Raw genomic sequence first — 16,175 nt, 5'->3', positions numbered from 1 at the left:
ACTTTTATATGTTGAAAAACAATCAATTAAAAAACATATCATTTGCCCTTTTTTTAGTAACTGCAATTGCTTGCTCGACCAAAAAAAACACTTTTGTTAGCAGAAACTGGCACGCTTTAAATGCTAGAGACAACACTATGTTTAATGGTGGATTAGCTCTTGACGCAGGAATTAACGAAGTTAAAGGGGAATATCAAGATAATTTTTGGGAAATTCTTCCTGTAGAGCGTATGCAAATTCCGGAAGAAAAATTGCTTCCTGGGCAAAAGGAAAAAAACAAAAATTTTGAGCGCGCTGAAACTAAAGCCACAAAAGCTATTCAAAAACATTCAATGAACATTGGTGGGAAAGAAAAAAACTACCAAATGGATGAGGCACATTTGATGTTAGGAAAGGCAAGATATTATGACCAACGATTTATACCAGCATTAGAAGCTTTTAATTATATATTATATAAACACACTAATTCTGACAAGATTAACGAAGCTAAAGTATGGCGTGAAAAAACCAATATCCGTCTTGAAAATGATGCTTTAGCAGTTAAAAATTTAAAAAGGCTTATCAATAAAAATCAATTGAAACCCCAAGTATTGGCAGATGCAAATGCGATTTTAGCACAAGCCTTTATTAATTTAGAATACAAAGACAGTGCTATTGCACCATTAAAAAAAGCAATTAGTTCAACAAAACTCAAAGAAGAAAGAGCTCGTTACCATTTTATTTTGGGACAATTATATGAATCATTAGATTATAAGGATAGTGCTTATACAGAGTTTCAGGAGGTTATCGATATGAAGCGTAAATCCCCGCGACAATATGTAATTAGAGCTCATGCCAAACAAGCACAATTAGTAGACCCAACAAAAGATACACTAGCTTTCATAGAGAAGTATGAAAAATTAATGAAGGATAGAGAAAACAGATCTCACTTAGATGTACTAAATTTTGAAGTAGGTGTTTTCTATGATAAACTAGGAAATAAAGCAAACGCTATTAAATATTACAATAGATCACTAAAAAAAGGATCAAATGATGCTTATTTGCAAGCATCTACCTATAGAAATTTAGCAACTATTTATTTTGATAAGGCTAAATATGTAACTGCCGGGAAGTATTATGATAGTACTCTTACTAAATTAGTTAAAAAGAATCGTGAGTATTATACAATTGCTAAAAAGAAAGAGAATTTAGTTGACGTCATTAAATATGAAGGAATTGTCACAGTTAATGATAGTATACTAAAAATAGTAGGAATGTCCAATAGTGAACGTCTTTCTTATTTTGAAAAGCACATTGCCGATTTGAAAGCCAAAGCCGAAACTAAAAAAGCATTAGAAGAGAAGCAAAAAGAATTGGCAAAACAAAACACAGGAATTCAAGATATTAGTAATAAACCTGTATTGAATCCACCAGGTTTTAATGATTCTCCTTTAATGCCCGGTAAAGCTGAAATTATTCCAACATTAAAAGGTCAACAGGATGGATCATTTTATTTTTACACTCCAACAACTGTCGCTTATGGTAAAGTAGAGTTTGTGAAGAGATGGGGTAAAAGATCATTAACCGAAAACTGGAGATGGTTTATTCAAAAAGAAAATATCGCTGCGATAGATAATGAGGACATAAAACCTAAAGATAAAGAAACCGATGTTGTTGATGAAAAATACTCAACAGATTACTATCTAAGTCAGGTGCCTACATCTAAAACGGTAATAGACAGTTTAGCTAAAGAAAGAAACTTTGCTAATTATCAGTTAGGTGTAATTTATAAAGAAAAATTTTTAGAGCAAAAATTAGCGGCATCTAAATTTGAAACAGTTTTAAAAAGCCAACCTGAAGAAAGATTAGTTTTACCTTCTTTGTATAATCTTTATAAGATTTATGAGCAAACAGATAAATCTCAGGCAGAACAAATAAAAAATCAGATATTATCTCAATATCCAAATACGAGATATGCACAAATCTTAAATGGAAGTATTCCAGCAGAAGAACTTTCAAACGATAGTCCTGAAAATGTTTACAAGAAAACATACGAAAAATATAATAATCAAGATTATGTTGAAGCACTGCAAGTTATCGATAAATCTGTTCAACAATTTGCTGGTGATGATTTAATTCCAAAGTTTGAATTATTAAAGGCAAGTGTTTTAGGTAAACTTAAAGGACTAAATGAATATAAAAAAGCAGTAAGTTATGTTGCTGTAACTTATCCTGATTCTGACGAAGGCAAGCAAGCTGAAGATATTTTAAAAGTTAGTGTGCCAAGAATGGAGCAACGTATTTTAACTAATGATACTGTTTCTACTAATTGGAAACTATTATATAAGGTAGGTAAAAAAGACGATGCTGAAACGGTAAAGCTAAAAGATAAATTAGAAAAATATTTTGCAGAAAAACAGTATGATAAGTTTAAAGTATCGTTCGATGTTTATGATGAATCAACCAACTTTATTGTTGTTCATGGTATTTCATCAAGAGAATTTGCAAGGTATCTAATTACTTTAGTAAAAGAGGATAAGAAGTATAAAGTATTAAATCCAGCTCAAGTAATATCTAGTGAAAATTACTTAGTTATTCAAATTCACAAAAACTACAATCAGTTTTTAGAATTAAAGATGTAGCATATGTTTGAAAAAAGCACAAAATCATATACAGACTTTTTAGGTAAAACCAACCGAATTGTTGAAGGAACATCTATAAGAGGAGATATAGATTCTCTAGCAGACTTTAGACTAGACGGACAATTGATAGGTAACTTTATTTCTAAAGGAAAACTAGTTGTTGGACCAGCGGGCAGTGTTACAGGAGATATAACATGTAAAAATGTTGATGTTGAAGGAAAAGTTGAAGGTAAGATAATTGTTCAGGAAATTTTAAATGTGAAGTCAAAAGCTAGCATTTATGGTGAAGTAATATGCGGAAAACTTTCTGTTGAACCAGGAGCAGATTTTAGTGCCTCATGCGTTATGAAATCGCAATCAAAAAACATGCTTCCACCACATGGAGAACAATAATAAATCCCCAAAAGAATACAACAAGTGGTTAGCTTTTATAAATATCCCAATTCAAATGGGGGTAATTATTTATGCTTTTTATTGGCTAGGATTATGGTTAGATAGTAATTACCCAAACGAAAAAATATTCTATTATAAAGCGCTTACATTAGTTGGCGTTTTTATTGCATTATACAATGTGTATAGACAAGTTAACCAAATAGGAAATAGATAAAATGAAATTGAAATTTAACGCTTCTTTTTTAGCACTCCCCATTTTTTTTAGCGTTCTTCTTTTTGGTTTATACTTACTTTTAGAAAAACTTTTTAATTTTCCAGATTTAATTTTATTGCCTTTATCTTTTATATTTCTTTTTTTCGGAACTATGTCAGTAGCGCTTTTTGCAATTATTGACGCCGTTTTTTTCAAAAATAAAGAAGTTGTAGGAATGAGCTTTATGCTGATTACTACCATCAAAACAATTGCAATTGGAATAATAGGTAAGATTTATATTTTAAACCAAAACATAAATTTTGAAAAGTGGAATTACTTCGTTCTGTTTATAGTTTATTTATTGTTTGAAACTATAATTATAGGAAGAAGACTCAATAAGACTATTTTTTAAAAACAGTTTAATTTTTAATAAATTTCTTCTGAATTACTTTTCCTTCGCTTGAGAGTTTTAAGATATAAAGTCCAGACGTTAATTTTTCCAAGTTAATTTCTAGGTTGCTTTTATCATCTTCATAAATCACTTTACCAGACAAATCTAAAATGGTGATTTTATCAAAAATAATATTTTCTGGATTTTTAATTGTAATAATTCCATTTGAAGGATTAGGGTAAAGACCAACGCTTTCTGCAAACATATTTTCATTAATACTCAGCGTAGGACATGTTATAACGACAGGGCTGGTTTTAAAACCGCCTGAAGTCGCATCTCCCACTTGGCCATAAAAATTATTACCCCAAGCATACAGTGTGCCATCGTTCTTTAAAGCTAAAACATGTGTGCCACGCATAGAAATAGTTTGCCAATCATTAGCACTTCCTAACTGTATAGGGCTTGTTGTAGGGCTAGAATTAGTAGTGCCATTTCCTAATTGACCAACAAGATTTGCCCCCCAGTTCCATACTGTACCATCAGTTTTTCTAATTATTGTATTTTGACTTCCTTTGCTAATAGTATTGCACCCATTAAGTGCTACAATGTTAAATGGGATTGTAACATTGGTTCCTGTTCCACTAGTACCCATACCTAGTTGCCCTTCATTATTTCCTCCCCATACCCAAAAAGATAAATCATCTTTAAGAGCAATACTATGTATTGTACTCGCGCCTACTTTATCCCAATCATTATCATTTCCAATTTTAACAGGAGAAGTTTCATTTGCTGTTGATCCGTTTCCTAATTGTCCTAGACTATTTACACCCCAACCATAAAGTGTACCGTTTGTTTTTATTGCAAGGCAATGAGTAGCACCAGCAGATATATGTTCCCAGTTGGTTTGGTTTCCTATTTGAATGGGTAAATTTTTTGAAACAATGGTTCCGTCACCTAATTGTGAATTATCATTTCGTCCCCAACCCCATAAACTTCCGTTTGTTTTTAAGGCTAAAGAAAATTCATCACCAGCAGATATCATTGCCCAGTCTGTATCAGATCCAATTTGAACTGGAACATTTGAATTAGAATAATTCCCGTTTCCTAACTGACCAGAAGCATTAGCACCCCAAGCCCATAGTGTTCCATTCGATTTTAAGGCAATTGTGTGTGATGCACCACATGAAATATATTGCCAATCTGACGCGGTACCTATTTGTGTAGGTGTTGATCTAGATCCCACTGAAGTTCCATCACCAAGTTGCCCTGAATTATTTCTGCCCCAAGTCCAGAGAGTACCTCCAGTTCTTATACCAACAGAATGTGCTACACCAGCAGAAATAGATTGCCAACATTGTGCAAAAAAAACTGAAGATGTAAATAAGAATAAATAAGTAAGTAATGTTCTTTTCATAAGTTTTTGGGGTTTTGTAAAAGAAACTTTACGGCTAAAGTAAAAAAAAATAAGTTATTAACAATTTTAAAACGTAGTTATCGACAAAAAGTTGTGTTTTACCGTTATAAAACATTGATAAAATTATGTTTTTTCAAAAATTTATTTTTAAATCATTGTTAATAACCTAATGAAAAACAGACAAAAAACAGAGGTAAAAAGTAGTTTTTCAAAAAAAGTATTTTAAACGTTTTGAATATTAATAAAAAATGTACCTTTGCACGAAATTTACAAACACAGAAATATAGTTTTTTATATGGTAATTCCAAGAAAACCTGTATCATTAATATTGTCGGCTTTTGTAGGCTTATTTTCGATAGTTGCTTTAGCAAATCCAGTTTCCGATTCTACACACGTAGAAACTAAACCTGCTCATGAGGTTACACATGAAGCTGAAGAACATGCTGGAGCTGAACATTCAGAAAAAAAGGAGTTAACTCCTCAAGAAGAAAGAAAAGAGTATATTCAACATCACCTTTTAGACTCACACGATTTTAATTTGTTTTCTTATGGAAAAGAGTCTGGACATGAAAAACATTTCGGTTTTTCTTTGCCTGTTATTTTATGGGAAGGTGGTTTGCATGTCTTTTCATCATCAAAATTTGAACACGAAACAGCTGTTGTCGAATCTAAAGGGAAGTATTTTAAAATTGAGCATGGTTTAATTTATAATTCTGATAAAGATGGCCATATTGATCATGATGCTCATTTAAATCCATTAAAGAGACCGCTTGATTTGTCAATCACTAAGAATGTGTTGATGATGATTATTGTTGGATTTTTAATGATTCTTTTATTTACAAGTTTGGCAAAATCTTATAAAAAACATGGAAGCGTGCCAAAAGGAGTTGGTAGATTTTTTGAGCCAATCATTGTTTATATTCGTGATGAAATTGCAATTCCTAATATAGGGGAAAAGAACTATAAGAAGTATATGCCTTTCTTGTTAACAATTTTCTTCTTTGTTTGGTTTTTAAATATGTTTGGATTAACTCCACTAGGTGTAAACGTAACTGGAAATATTGCTGTAACAGCAGCTTTAGCAATATTAGTATATTTAATAACAACTTTAACGGCTAAAAAAGATTATTGGATGCATATTTTATGGATGCCAGGTGTTCCAACTTGGATGAAACCAATTTTAGCGCCAATCGAATTATTAGGAACAATTATTAAGCCTTTTTCATTAACAATACGTCTTTATGCTAATATATTAGCAGGTCACGTTGTATTAATGAGTATTATTGCTTTGATGTATACGTTTAACAATGTTGTAGGAAGTGGTTTGTCGTTTTTCCTGGCATTTGTACTGTCTTTATTGGAGATATTAGTAGCATTGCTACAAGCATACGTATTTACTATGTTATCAGCATTATATTTTGGTGCTGCAAGTGAAGAACATCACCATGATGATCATCACTAAAAATTTAAAATTGAATGTTTAATTAATTTAATATATACATTATGACTATTCCAAACATTGTAGGAGCTGGTTTGATCGTTATCGGAGCAGCATTAGGAATTGGTAGAATCGGTGGTTCTGCTATGGACGCTATTGCTCGTCAACCAGAAGCTTCTGGAAAAATCCAAACTGCTATGCTTATCGCTGCAGCTCTTATTGAGGGTATTGGTTTTGCTGCGTTATTCGCTGCTTAATAACCGAAAGCAAACAATGGCATTAACGGTTGGTTAATGCTGTTGTTTTTAAATTAAATTAAAATTAAAATCTATATATAATGAATTTATTAGGTCAATTTTCATTAGGATTATTTATAATTCAAGCTGCATTATTTGTTTTACTTGTTATCTTGTTAAGAAAATTTGCTTGGAAACCAATTTTAGAAGCAGTTAACTCGAGAGAGGAAGGAATCAGAGATGCTTTACAAGCAGCAGAGAATGCTAAGAAAGAAATGCAAGATTTGCAAGCGAACAACGAGCGTATTTTGCAAGAAGCACGTTTAGAGCGTGATTCAATGTTAAAAGAAGCACGTGAAATCAAAGAAAAAATGATTGCTGATGCTAAGGAAGAAGCTCAAACTCAAGGTCAAAAAATGATCGAGCAGGCTAAAGCTTCTATCGAAAGCGAGAAAAATGCTGCTATGGCAGAATTAAAATCTCACGTATCTTCACTTTCATTAGAAATTGCTGAAAAATTATTAAAAGACGAATTATCTAACAAAGATTCTCAAATGAAATTAGTAGAGAAAATGTTAGGTGATGTAAAATTAAACTAATTCAATCATGTCAAGTACAAGAGCAGCCATTCGCTACGCGAAAGCAATTTTAGACTTAGCTAACTCAAAAAGCGTTGCTTTAGAGGTAAGCAAAGACATGACTTTGATTGCGAATACGATTAAAGAAAATAAAGAGCTAAGTGACTTTATTGAAAACCCAACTCTTAAAAATGAAGTAAAACACAGTGCATTGTTAGAAGTATTTGCTTCTGTAAATGGTGTAACTCAAGGTTTATTTCGATTATTGTTCGAAAACAAAAGATTCGAAATTTTAGAATCTATTGCTGTAGAATATAACAGATTGTTCGATGAGGCTAACGGTGTTGAAGTAGCTAAAGTTACTACAGCTATTGCTATGACTCCTGAATTAGAAGCTAAAGTTTTAGCTAAAATTAAAGAGTTTTCAAACAAAAAAGTTACTATCGAAAACACTGTAGATCCAGCTATTATTGGTGGATTTATTTTAAGAATAGGCGATAAGCAATACAATGCTTCTGTTGCCAACAGATTACAAACTTTAAAAAGAGAATTAAGTAATTAATTATTTATATAATTATGGCGGATATTAAACCTGCTGAAATTTCAGCAATATTAAAAAAGCAATTATCAGGTTTTGAATCTGGTGCTACGCTAGAAGAAGTAGGAACAGTACTTCAAGTTGGAGACGGTATTGCTCGTATTTACGGGCTTTCAAACGTTCAATATGGTGAGTTAGTAGAGTTTGATAACGGTATGGAAGGTATCGTATTGAACCTTGAAGAAGACAATGTTGGTGTGGTATTATTAGGCCCATCTACAGGTTTAAAAGAAGGTTCTACTGCTAAAAGAACACAACGTATCGCTTCTCTTAAAGTAGGTGAGCAAATGGTAGGACGTGTAGTTAACACACTTGGTTTTCCAATTGATGGAAAAGGACCAATTGGTGGAGACTTATACGAAATGCCTTTAGAGCGTAAAGCACCAGGTGTAATTTTCCGTCAACCAGTAACTGAGCCATTACAAACAGGTATCAAAGCAGTAGATGCTATGATTCCAGTAGGTAGAGGTCAACGTGAGTTGGTAATTGGTGACCGTCAAACTGGTAAATCAACAGTTTGTTTGGATACTATCCTTAACCAAAAAGAATTTTTCGATGCTGGAAAACCAGTATTCTGTATATATGTTGCAGTAGGACAAAAAGCTTCTACAGTAGCAGCTATCGCAAAAACATTAGAAGAAAAAGGAGCTATGGCTTATACAGTTATCGTAGCTGCTAATGCTTCTGATCCAGCTCCAATGCAGGTTTATGCTCCATTCGCAGGTGCTGCAATTGGTGAATATTTCCGTGATACAGGTCGTCCTGCATTAATCGTTTATGATGATTTATCTAAACAAGCAGTTGCTTACCGTGAGGTGTCTTTATTATTAAGAAGACCACCAGGACGTGAGGCTTACCCTGGAGACGTATTCTACTTACACTCTCGTTTATTAGAGCGTGCTGCTAAAGTTATCGCTGATGATGATATCGCTAAAAACATGAACGACTTACCAGAGTCATTGAAACCAATCGTTAAAGGTGGTGGTTCATTAACAGCTTTACCAATTATCGAAACACAAGCGGGTGACGTTTCTGCATATATCCCAACAAACGTAATTTCGATTACAGATGGACAGATTTTCTTAGAGTCTGATTTATTCAACTCGGGTGTTCGTCCAGCAATCAACGTAGGTATTTCTGTATCTCGTGTTGGAGGTAATGCTCAAATTAAATCGATGAAAAAAGTATCAGGAACATTAAAATTAGACCAAGCTCAGTTCCGTGAGTTAGAAGCTTTCGCGAAATTTGGTTCTGACTTAGATGCTGCTACATTAAACGTAATCGAAAAAGGTAAACGTAACGTAGAAATCTTAAAACAAGGTTTAAACTCTCCGTTTACAGTTGAAGATCAGGTAGCAATTATCTACGCTGGTTCTAAAAACTTATTAAGAAACGTTCCTGTAAATAAAGTTAAAGAATTCGAGAAAGATTTCTTAGAATTCTTAAATGCTAAACACAGAGATACATTAGATGCTTTAAAAGCTGGTAAATTAGATGACAACATTACTGATGTTATCGAAAAAGTAGCTAAAGAAGTATCTGCAAAATATAACTAATACGTAATTGGAAAATCAGCGGATATAAATTCGCTGATTTCTGATTCGCTAATTTTCTAATTTAGAAAAAATGGCTAATTTAAAGGAAATCCGTAATAGAATTACTTCCGTTTCATCGACGATGCAAATTACATCTGCGATGAAGATGGTTTCGGCTGCAAAGCTAAAAAAAGCACAAGATGCTATTACAGCAATGCGTCCTTATGCTGAAAAATTAACTGAATTATTGCAAAATCTTTCAGCTACTTTAGAAGGTGAGGTTGGCGGAGACTACACTACACAACGTGAGGTAAAGAAAGTATTATTAGTAGCAATTACTTCAAACAGAGGTTTATGTGGTGCTTTTAATACAAACGTGATTAAAGAAATCAAAAGTATCACTGAAAAATATCAAGGAGTTCAGGTAGATGTATTGGCTATTGGGAAAAAAGGAAACGACGTTCTTAAAAAGACTCATACAATTGTTGAAAACCAAAGTGCAATTTTTGATGATTTAACATTTGATAATGCAGCAAAAGTAGCTTCGTTACTTACAGATAAATTCATCGCTGGAGATTACGATCGTATCGAATTAGTATATAACCAATTCAAAAATGCGGCTACTCAAATTGTAAAAGCAGAACAGTTTTTACCATTGGCACCAATTGAAAAAGGAACTGCTGTAGCTGGAGATTACATCTTCGAACCTTCAAAAGAGGAAATTGTAATGACTTTGATTCCAAAATCATTGAAAACACAATTGTACAAAGCTATTCGTGATTCATTTGCTGCTGAACATGGTGCACGTATGACCGCAATGCACAAAGCAACTGATAATGCTACAGAATTGAGAAATCAATTGAAATTAACTTACAACAAAGCACGTCAAGCTGCAATTACTGGAGAAATCTTAGAAATTGTTGGTGGAGCAGAAGCTTTGAACGGATAATAAGAAAGCGAAGCTTTCAAATATTTCCATCGCGAAGCGATGAAATTTTAATCATAATATTACAATAATAAAAGAGTCCCAAATTTGGGACTCTTTTATTTATATTCTAAGATTAAGCAATACTAGTCTTTAATTATCGCATTAAAGTATCAATTAATATATCATAGAACATAGCTCGTTCTTGTAATTTTTTATCATAGGTATTACCACCATAATGTCCAAGACCTTTATTTACAGATAGTAAGATTGTTCTTTTTTGTGCTGCTCTATTTTTTAGAGCAGCTACGAATTTATATGATTGAAAAGGAGGAACCCGGTCATCATTATCTGCTGTAAAAACAACGGTTTTTGGGTAATTTATTCCTTCCTTTATTTTATGCAAAGGAGAGTATTTTAATATGGCATTAAATTCCTCTTCTATATTTGGATTGCCATATTCTTCATAATGGTATATACCAACTGTATGGTCAAATTTATTTACCACATCATAAACACCAACTTTAGGTAACGCTAATTTGTACAAATCAGGTCTTTCTGTCATCGCATACCCAACAACCAATCCTCCATGCGATCCTCCTGATATTGCAAGTTTATTAGAATTAGTGTATTTTTCTTTTATCAAAAATTCTGTGGCATCTATAAAATCATTCAAACAATTAATTTTATTAATACCACTTCCTTTTTTGTGCCAATTTTTTCCTCTTTCACCACCACCTCTAATTTCTGCAAACGCATAAATACCTCCTTTATCCATAAAATGTAAAAGGCCAGTATCATATTTAGGCCCATTTATAATTCCAAAACCTCCATAAGCTTCTAATAAGCATGGATTATCACCGTTTAATTCAATTCCTTTTTTATAAATAATTGTAATAGGAATGTCTATATTATCTCTGTTTTTATAAGTGATACATTTTATTGTAAAATAATCTAAAGGAAAGAGTGTTGGTTTTTGTTTATTGAAAGCCGTATAAACAGGTGTAGCTTCATTATTGCCATCAATATTTACTTTGTATGTTGCTGTAGGCGCAGTGTATGAACTAATTACAAAATATACTTCGTTAGATTTTTCTTCAAAATCAACTATGTTTATGTTACAAGCAAAAGGAGCTTCAATTTTTTTGATAAATTTCCCATCATAATTATAAAAAGACAAATAAGATTTCTCATTTGTTTTGTATTTGCAAATTAAATAATTTTCTGTGAAAGAAGTTTTAGTTAACAGATGATTGTAATATTGAGGGATTACTTGTTTATCGTCTTCTTTATTGTTGATAGCAAAAGATCTTACTTCTCCCCAATTAAATTTATTTGTTGAATAATAAATTCTACCATTGTAATAATTAATAAATTCAAAAGAATCATCATTATTTTGATAGAATTTTTTTAGTTCAAAATTTCCTTTGTTTAAATCAGAATAATAAAAGGTGGTTTTAGTTTTATCTTCATTTTCTTCGAGTAAATACAGATAATTTCTCGTAGTGAAATATTTAAACTTTGAATTATTTTTACTACCATCATACACTAATTCGTCATCCTTTTCAGGCGTATTCAATTTATGATAATAAAGGTTAAATGTTGAATCTTTTGCAAATTTTGACTGATTAACATTTTGCATATAAAAAACTCCTAGTTCTTTGTTCCAAGCAATTTTCAAAGATTTGCTGTTTAATAAAGAATCTTTTATCTCTCTTTTCAAATTTAAATCATAAAAACGCACTTCTTTTTTATCACTACCATTTATTCTTAGTTGATAAGCAAGATAATTTGAACTTTTAGAAGGTGTCAACCCTTCAATGTTTACATTTTTTTCTGGATATATTTTGTTGGGATCAATTATTTCAACTGGTTTGTCATCAATTGATTTTGAGATAAAAAGAGAGGCTGATTTTTTTCTATCTTTAGATAGAAACTTATAAAAATACTTACCCATATGAACAGGTAGAGACCCTGAATTACTCATGTCATAGTTTCTTATTATTTCTTTATTTGAAACTCTTTTTTTGACAGCAGAATAATACCCTTGAGTAAAAGCGTTTTGTTGACTTACCCATTTTTTCACTTCCTCTGATTCAGTGTCTTCTAACCAAGCATATTCATCATTTATCTGATGGTTGAATTTTTTAATGATTTTTTGAACTTTTTTTGTTTCAATGTTATCTTGGGCTGAACACAAGACGTTAAAACATAATAAGGTTAAAATAAATTTTAATTGCATTTTGTAATTTTTTTGCAAAAGTAGCTTATTTTTATAGATACAAAATTGTTTTGCATGCAATTAAAAGAACTTACTACTGTTGAAGAAATGTTAGCTCAAATTGAGACTATACATTTCCTATATCCAAAAATGACTTTAGAAAAATATAAAAGTTATTTAGAACAAATGTTACCTCACAATTATAGGCAATTAGCTGTTTTTGAAGATGAAATATGTGTGGGAATTACGGGTTTTTGGAAAGGAGTAAAACTTTGGTCAGGACCATACATGGAAATTGACAACTTTGTAGTTCATCCAGAGCATCGAAAAAAAGGAATTGGAAAAATAATGACAGATTATATTGATGCTAAGGCAAATGAATTGGGAAGCACCATGATTGTTTTAGATGCATATGTAGAAAACTTTACTGCACATAAGTTTTATTACAATCAGGGATTTGTTCCTAGAGGCTATCATTTCCTAAAAATAATTAAACCAGAACAATTAAGTTCATAATCAAACAAAATACTACATTTGTACTTTATAATAAAATTGCACTTTGAGCGTCTATAAAAGCCTTTTTAAGCAAACATTGATTTATGGCTTGGCAACAGTTTTGCCAAGAATGATAAGTTTTTTGCTCAACCCTTTGTTTGTAAAAAAATTACCAACTGCAGAGTTTGCCAACGTCTCTATTATTTTTTCTTATCTAGTTATATTTAATGTGATTTTGTCGTATGGTATGGAAACTGCCTTTTTTAGGTTTTATAACCTAGAGGACGACAAGAAAAAAGTGTTGTCTACATCTACAGTTTCTATATTTTGGTCTTCTATTTTATTTTTGATAGGTTCATTATTATATCGAACAACAATAGCAGACTTTATTAGTATAAAAACAGAATATGTAACATACACCATTTGGATATTAGTACTTGATGCTTTAGTCATTATTCCTTTTTCAAAGCTGAGAGCAGAAAAAAGACCTATGCAATATGCTGTAATCAAAATAGGAAATGTGTCAATTAATCTTGTTCTTAATGTGTTCTTTTTATTGATTTTACCAACCATTTCAAAAGACAACCCATTAAGTACAATTTATTTCGAAAATTTTCAGGTAGGATATATTTTTGTTTCAAATCTTATAGCTAGTTTATTGACTTTCTTAGTGCTTTCGCCAAATTATTTCAAAATAAACTGGCAGTTTGACACTGCGCTTTGGAAAAAAATGATGACTTATGGACTACCTATTCTTGTTGCAGGACTAGGATTTGCTATTAACGAACATTTTGATAAAATTCTATTAGAAAAAATGCATGTTCCTAAATCAGACATTGGAGCATATTCTGCTTGCTACAAATTAGGCATGTTTATGGTCTTGTTTAGAACAGCATACACATTAGGTATTGAACCATTCTTTTTTAGTCATGCAGATAAAGACGATGCCCCACAAACCTATGCCACAATAACAAAATACTTTGTTATTCTAGGTTCATTCATTTTATTGTTTGTGATTGTTTTCATTGATCTTTTAAAAGTGTTTTTAGTCCCAAGCGATGATTATTGGTTTGCAATGAAAGTAGTGCCACTAATTGTTTTGGCTAATTTCTTTTTAGGCATTTACACAAATCTGTCTGTTTGGTATAAATTAATAGACAAGACTCATATAGGAGCTATAATTTCTATAATTGGTGCGGCAATCACATTGTTGGTAAATTTTTGGCTTGTTCCTACACTAAGTTATTATGGTTCAGCTATCGCTACCATTGCCGCTTATGGAAGCATGATGTTTATATCGTATTATTTAGGACAAAAAAAATATCCAATTCCTTATGACAAAGAGAAAATCACAGGATATATAGGGGTTTCGGTCTTATTATCTGTACTTTCTTTTTATGTCCCTATATTGCGAAACAGTTATATATTCGGAATATTTGCCTTAATCCTTTTTGCTTACTATATTTATTGTAACGAAAAAACAATGATTCTAAAAATCTTAAAAAAACAATAATAATTTTCAGGAGCTATTTCCCGCTATCCGCTATATCTTTTTTGTAGTCATAGAGAGGAGTCGATATGACTACAAAAAAGGATGCCGCTGCTATCGGGGCTAAAAAATATAAGTATGGAAATAAAAATTATCAATAAGTCACGACATCCTTTACCACATTATGAAACAGATTTATCTGCAGGTATGGATTTAAGAGCAAACCTTGATGAAAGCATCACAATCCCACCATTAGGAAGAGTTTTAGTAAAAACAGGGTTATTCATTGAGTTACCCATTGGGTTCGAAGCACAAGTTCGTCCACGAAGCGGTTTAGCCTTCAAAAAAGGAATTACAGTTTTAAATTCACCAGGCACAATTGATGCCGATTATAGAGGCGAAATAGGTGTAATTTTGGTAAATTTATCAAATGAGTTTTTTGATATCGAAAACGGAGAACGCATAGCTCAACTTGTAATTGCAAAACACGAGCGTGTTTTTTGGCATCCTGTCGAAGTTTTATCAGATACCGATAGAGGCGAAGGAGGATTTGGAAGTACAGGAGTAAAATAATAAAAAATTAAATAAGAATTTGATTGGCAAAGTATCAGTCAAATTATTCAATCTATAAAAAGCATGAAAATAATAGTTCCTATGGCAGGGCGTGGCTCACGTCTTCGTCCACATACATTAACAGTTCCTAAACCATTAATCCCAATTGCAGGAAAACCAATTGTTCATAGATTAGTTGAAGATATTGCCGGAGTGATTAATCAAAAAATTGATGAAATCGCTTTTATTATTCATAAAGATTTTGGCACAAAAGTACCAGAAGACTTAATAGCTATAGCCGAAAAATTAGGCGCAAAAGGAACTATTTACTATCAAAATGAACCTTTAGGAACAGCTCATGCTATATTGTGTGCTAAAGAAAGTATGGAAGGACCAATAGTAGTTGCTTATGCAGACACACTTTTTAGAGCAGATTTTACGTTAGATACTACAGCAGATAGTGTAATTTGGGTAAAACAAGTAGAAGATCCAAGTGCTTTTGGTGTTGTACAACTAAATGCAAACAACGAAATTATTGATTTTATTGAAAAACCTACAAGTTTTGTTTCTGACTTAGCTATCATTGGAATCTATTATTTTAAATCAGGAGAAACTCTACGTGGTGAGCTTGAATACTTACTAGACAATAACATCCAAAAAGGAGGAGAGTATCAATTAACTGATGGATTAGAAAACATGAAGCAAAAGGGCATGAAATTTGTGCCTGGAAAAGTAGACGAATGGATGGATTGTGGAAACAAAAATGTTACTGTAGAAACAAATACAAGAATGTTAGGTTTTTTACATCAAGATGGAGAGCATATGGTCTCTGAAAAAGCACATATTGAAAACTCAATGATTATTCCTCCTTGTTTTATTGGTGATGATGTTTATATTATAAATTCAACAGTTGGACCAAATGTTTCATTAGGAAAAGCAACTCATGTGAATAATTCAACTATTAAAAATAGTTTAGTACAAACACATTCACATATTAAAAACGCAAATTTAGATAATGCAATGATTGGGAATCACGCATCATTTGATGGTAATTTTAAAAGCATAAGCATTGGAGATTATTCCGTTTTAGAATAAA

At 31.9% G+C, this 16,175-nt stretch carries 16 protein-coding genes; 14 read left to right on the top strand and 2 right to left on the bottom strand.

Going from position 1 to position 16,175, the window contains the following annotated elements:
• Positions 1–8 precede the first annotated feature (8 nt).
• Genes porW through BUC09_RS14880 form a run of 4 tightly spaced genes read left to right on the top strand, consistent with a single transcriptional unit; the run spans position 9 to position 3,619 of the window.
• On the top strand, positions 9–2,621 hold the full coding sequence (porW, locus tag BUC09_RS01540; protein WP_200778470.1) for a type IX secretion system periplasmic lipoprotein PorW/SprE: 2,613 nt from the start codon (positions 9–11) through the stop codon (positions 2,619–2,621).
• 3 nt (positions 2,622–2,624) lie between these two features.
• Positions 2,625–3,014, top strand: a complete 390-nt coding sequence (locus BUC09_RS01535) for a bactofilin family protein (protein ID WP_073308018.1) — start codon at positions 2,625–2,627, stop codon at positions 3,012–3,014.
• Positions 3,001–3,228 (top strand): AtpZ/AtpI family protein, encoded by a 228-nt coding sequence (locus BUC09_RS01530; RefSeq protein ID WP_073308016.1) that lies wholly within the window; start codon positions 3,001–3,003, stop codon positions 3,226–3,228. Before BUC09_RS01535 ends, BUC09_RS01530 begins: the two co-directional genes overlap by 14 nt.
• 1 nt (position 3,229) lies before the next feature.
• Positions 3,230–3,619, top strand: coding sequence for a hypothetical protein (locus BUC09_RS14880; protein ID WP_073308014.1), 390 nt, complete (start codon positions 3,230–3,232; stop codon positions 3,617–3,619).
• 7 nt (positions 3,620–3,626) lie between these two features.
• On the opposite strand, the gene BUC09_RS01520 is transcribed toward BUC09_RS14880, so the two are convergent.
• A complete protein-coding gene (locus BUC09_RS01520) occupies positions 3,627–5,012 on the bottom strand; it encodes a T9SS type A sorting domain-containing protein (protein ID WP_073308012.1) in 1,386 nt (461 codons plus the stop codon).
• A 295-nt stretch (positions 5,013–5,307) separates the two neighbouring features.
• Here BUC09_RS01520 and atpB point away from each other — a divergent pair, with 295 nt between their 5' ends.
• The 6 genes from atpB (at position 5,308) to atpG (ending at position 10,346) form a co-directional block, all read left to right on the top strand.
• A complete protein-coding gene (atpB, locus tag BUC09_RS01515; protein WP_073308010.1) occupies positions 5,308–6,474 on the top strand; it encodes a F0F1 ATP synthase subunit A in 1,167 nt (388 codons plus the stop codon).
• Between the two features lie 41 nt (positions 6,475–6,515).
• Positions 6,516–6,707: an ATP synthase F0 subunit C gene (gene atpE / locus BUC09_RS01510; protein ID WP_073308008.1), complete on the top strand. Its 192-nt coding sequence runs from the start codon at positions 6,516–6,518 to the stop codon at positions 6,705–6,707.
• 80 nt (positions 6,708–6,787) lie between these two features.
• Positions 6,788–7,285 (top strand): F0F1 ATP synthase subunit B, encoded by a 498-nt coding sequence (locus BUC09_RS01505; protein ID WP_073308006.1) that lies wholly within the window; start codon positions 6,788–6,790, stop codon positions 7,283–7,285.
• 7 nt (positions 7,286–7,292) lie between these two features.
• Complete coding sequence (gene atpH / locus BUC09_RS01500; protein ID WP_073308004.1) at positions 7,293–7,826, top strand: ATP synthase F1 subunit delta; 534 nt, start codon at positions 7,293–7,295, stop codon at positions 7,824–7,826.
• A gap of 14 nt (positions 7,827–7,840) precedes the next feature.
• Positions 7,841–9,418 carry a F0F1 ATP synthase subunit alpha gene (gene atpA, locus BUC09_RS01495; protein WP_073308002.1) on the top strand — a complete coding sequence of 526 codons (1,578 nt, stop codon included), beginning with the start codon at positions 7,841–7,843 and terminating at the stop codon, positions 9,416–9,418.
• Positions 9,419–9,488: 70 nt separating this feature from the next.
• On the top strand, positions 9,489–10,346 hold the full coding sequence (gene atpG, locus BUC09_RS01490; protein WP_073308000.1) for an ATP synthase F1 subunit gamma: 858 nt from the start codon (positions 9,489–9,491) through the stop codon (positions 10,344–10,346).
• Positions 10,347–10,479: 133 nt separating this feature from the next.
• On the opposite strand, the gene BUC09_RS01485 is transcribed toward atpG, so the two are convergent.
• Positions 10,480–12,564: a prolyl oligopeptidase family serine peptidase gene (locus BUC09_RS01485; protein WP_073307998.1), complete on the bottom strand. Its 2,085-nt coding sequence runs from the start codon at positions 12,562–12,564 to the stop codon at positions 10,480–10,482.
• Positions 12,565–12,618: 54 nt separating this feature from the next.
• On the opposite strand from BUC09_RS01485, the gene BUC09_RS01480 reads away from it, so the two are divergent.
• From BUC09_RS01480 to BUC09_RS01465, 4 genes are all read left to right on the top strand, one after another.
• Positions 12,619–13,059, top strand: coding sequence for a GNAT family N-acetyltransferase (locus tag BUC09_RS01480; RefSeq protein ID WP_073307996.1), 441 nt, complete (start codon positions 12,619–12,621; stop codon positions 13,057–13,059).
• A 43-nt stretch (positions 13,060–13,102) separates the two neighbouring features.
• Positions 13,103–14,551 (top strand): oligosaccharide flippase family protein, encoded by a 1,449-nt coding sequence (locus BUC09_RS01475; RefSeq protein ID WP_073307994.1) that lies wholly within the window; start codon positions 13,103–13,105, stop codon positions 14,549–14,551.
• 114 nt (positions 14,552–14,665) lie between these two features.
• On the top strand, positions 14,666–15,100 hold the full coding sequence (gene dut, locus BUC09_RS01470) for a dUTP diphosphatase (RefSeq protein ID WP_073307992.1): 435 nt from the start codon (positions 14,666–14,668) through the stop codon (positions 15,098–15,100).
• A 63-nt stretch (positions 15,101–15,163) separates the two neighbouring features.
• The gene (locus tag BUC09_RS01465; protein ID WP_073307990.1) at positions 15,164–16,174 is read left to right on the top strand and encodes a sugar phosphate nucleotidyltransferase; all 1,011 of its coding nucleotides are present in this window, start codon (positions 15,164–15,166) and stop codon (positions 16,172–16,174) included.
• Position 16,175: the final 1 nt, after the last annotated feature.

Origin of the sequence: Flavobacterium terrae (assembly GCF_900142035.1) — a bacterium.
In the GTDB taxonomy this organism is placed as follows: domain Bacteria; phylum Bacteroidota; class Bacteroidia; order Flavobacteriales; family Flavobacteriaceae; genus Flavobacterium; species Flavobacterium terrae.
This window is presented reverse-complemented; position numbering and strand designations above follow the sequence as displayed.

Coding starts and splice junctions, on each gene's coding strand:
- atpE (WP_073308008.1), top strand. CDS start 6,516: ATGACTATTCCAAACATTGTAGGAGCTGGTTTGATCGTTATCGGAGCA.
- BUC09_RS01485 (WP_073307998.1), bottom strand. CDS start 12,564: ATGCAATTAAAATTTATTTTAACCTTATTATGTTTTAACGTCTTGTGT.
- BUC09_RS01530 (WP_073308016.1), top strand. CDS start 3,001: ATGGAGAACAATAATAAATCCCCAAAAGAATACAACAAGTGGTTAGCT.
- atpB (WP_073308010.1), top strand. CDS start 5,308: ATGGTAATTCCAAGAAAACCTGTATCATTAATATTGTCGGCTTTTGTA.
- atpG (WP_073308000.1), top strand. CDS start 9,489: ATGGCTAATTTAAAGGAAATCCGTAATAGAATTACTTCCGTTTCATCG.
- porW (WP_200778470.1), top strand. CDS start 9: ATGTTGAAAAACAATCAATTAAAAAACATATCATTTGCCCTTTTTTTA.
- BUC09_RS01520 (WP_073308012.1), bottom strand. CDS start 5,012: ATGAAAAGAACATTACTTACTTATTTATTCTTATTTACATCTTCAGTT.
- BUC09_RS14880 (WP_073308014.1), top strand. CDS start 3,230: ATGAAATTGAAATTTAACGCTTCTTTTTTAGCACTCCCCATTTTTTTT.
- dut (WP_073307992.1), top strand. CDS start 14,666: ATGGAAATAAAAATTATCAATAAGTCACGACATCCTTTACCACATTAT.
- BUC09_RS01535 (WP_073308018.1), top strand. CDS start 2,625: ATGTTTGAAAAAAGCACAAAATCATATACAGACTTTTTAGGTAAAACC.
- atpA (WP_073308002.1), top strand. CDS start 7,841: ATGGCGGATATTAAACCTGCTGAAATTTCAGCAATATTAAAAAAGCAA.
- atpH (WP_073308004.1), top strand. CDS start 7,293: ATGTCAAGTACAAGAGCAGCCATTCGCTACGCGAAAGCAATTTTAGAC.
- BUC09_RS01465 (WP_073307990.1), top strand. CDS start 15,164: ATGAAAATAATAGTTCCTATGGCAGGGCGTGGCTCACGTCTTCGTCCA.
- BUC09_RS01505 (WP_073308006.1), top strand. CDS start 6,788: ATGAATTTATTAGGTCAATTTTCATTAGGATTATTTATAATTCAAGCT.
- BUC09_RS01480 (WP_073307996.1), top strand. CDS start 12,619: ATGCAATTAAAAGAACTTACTACTGTTGAAGAAATGTTAGCTCAAATT.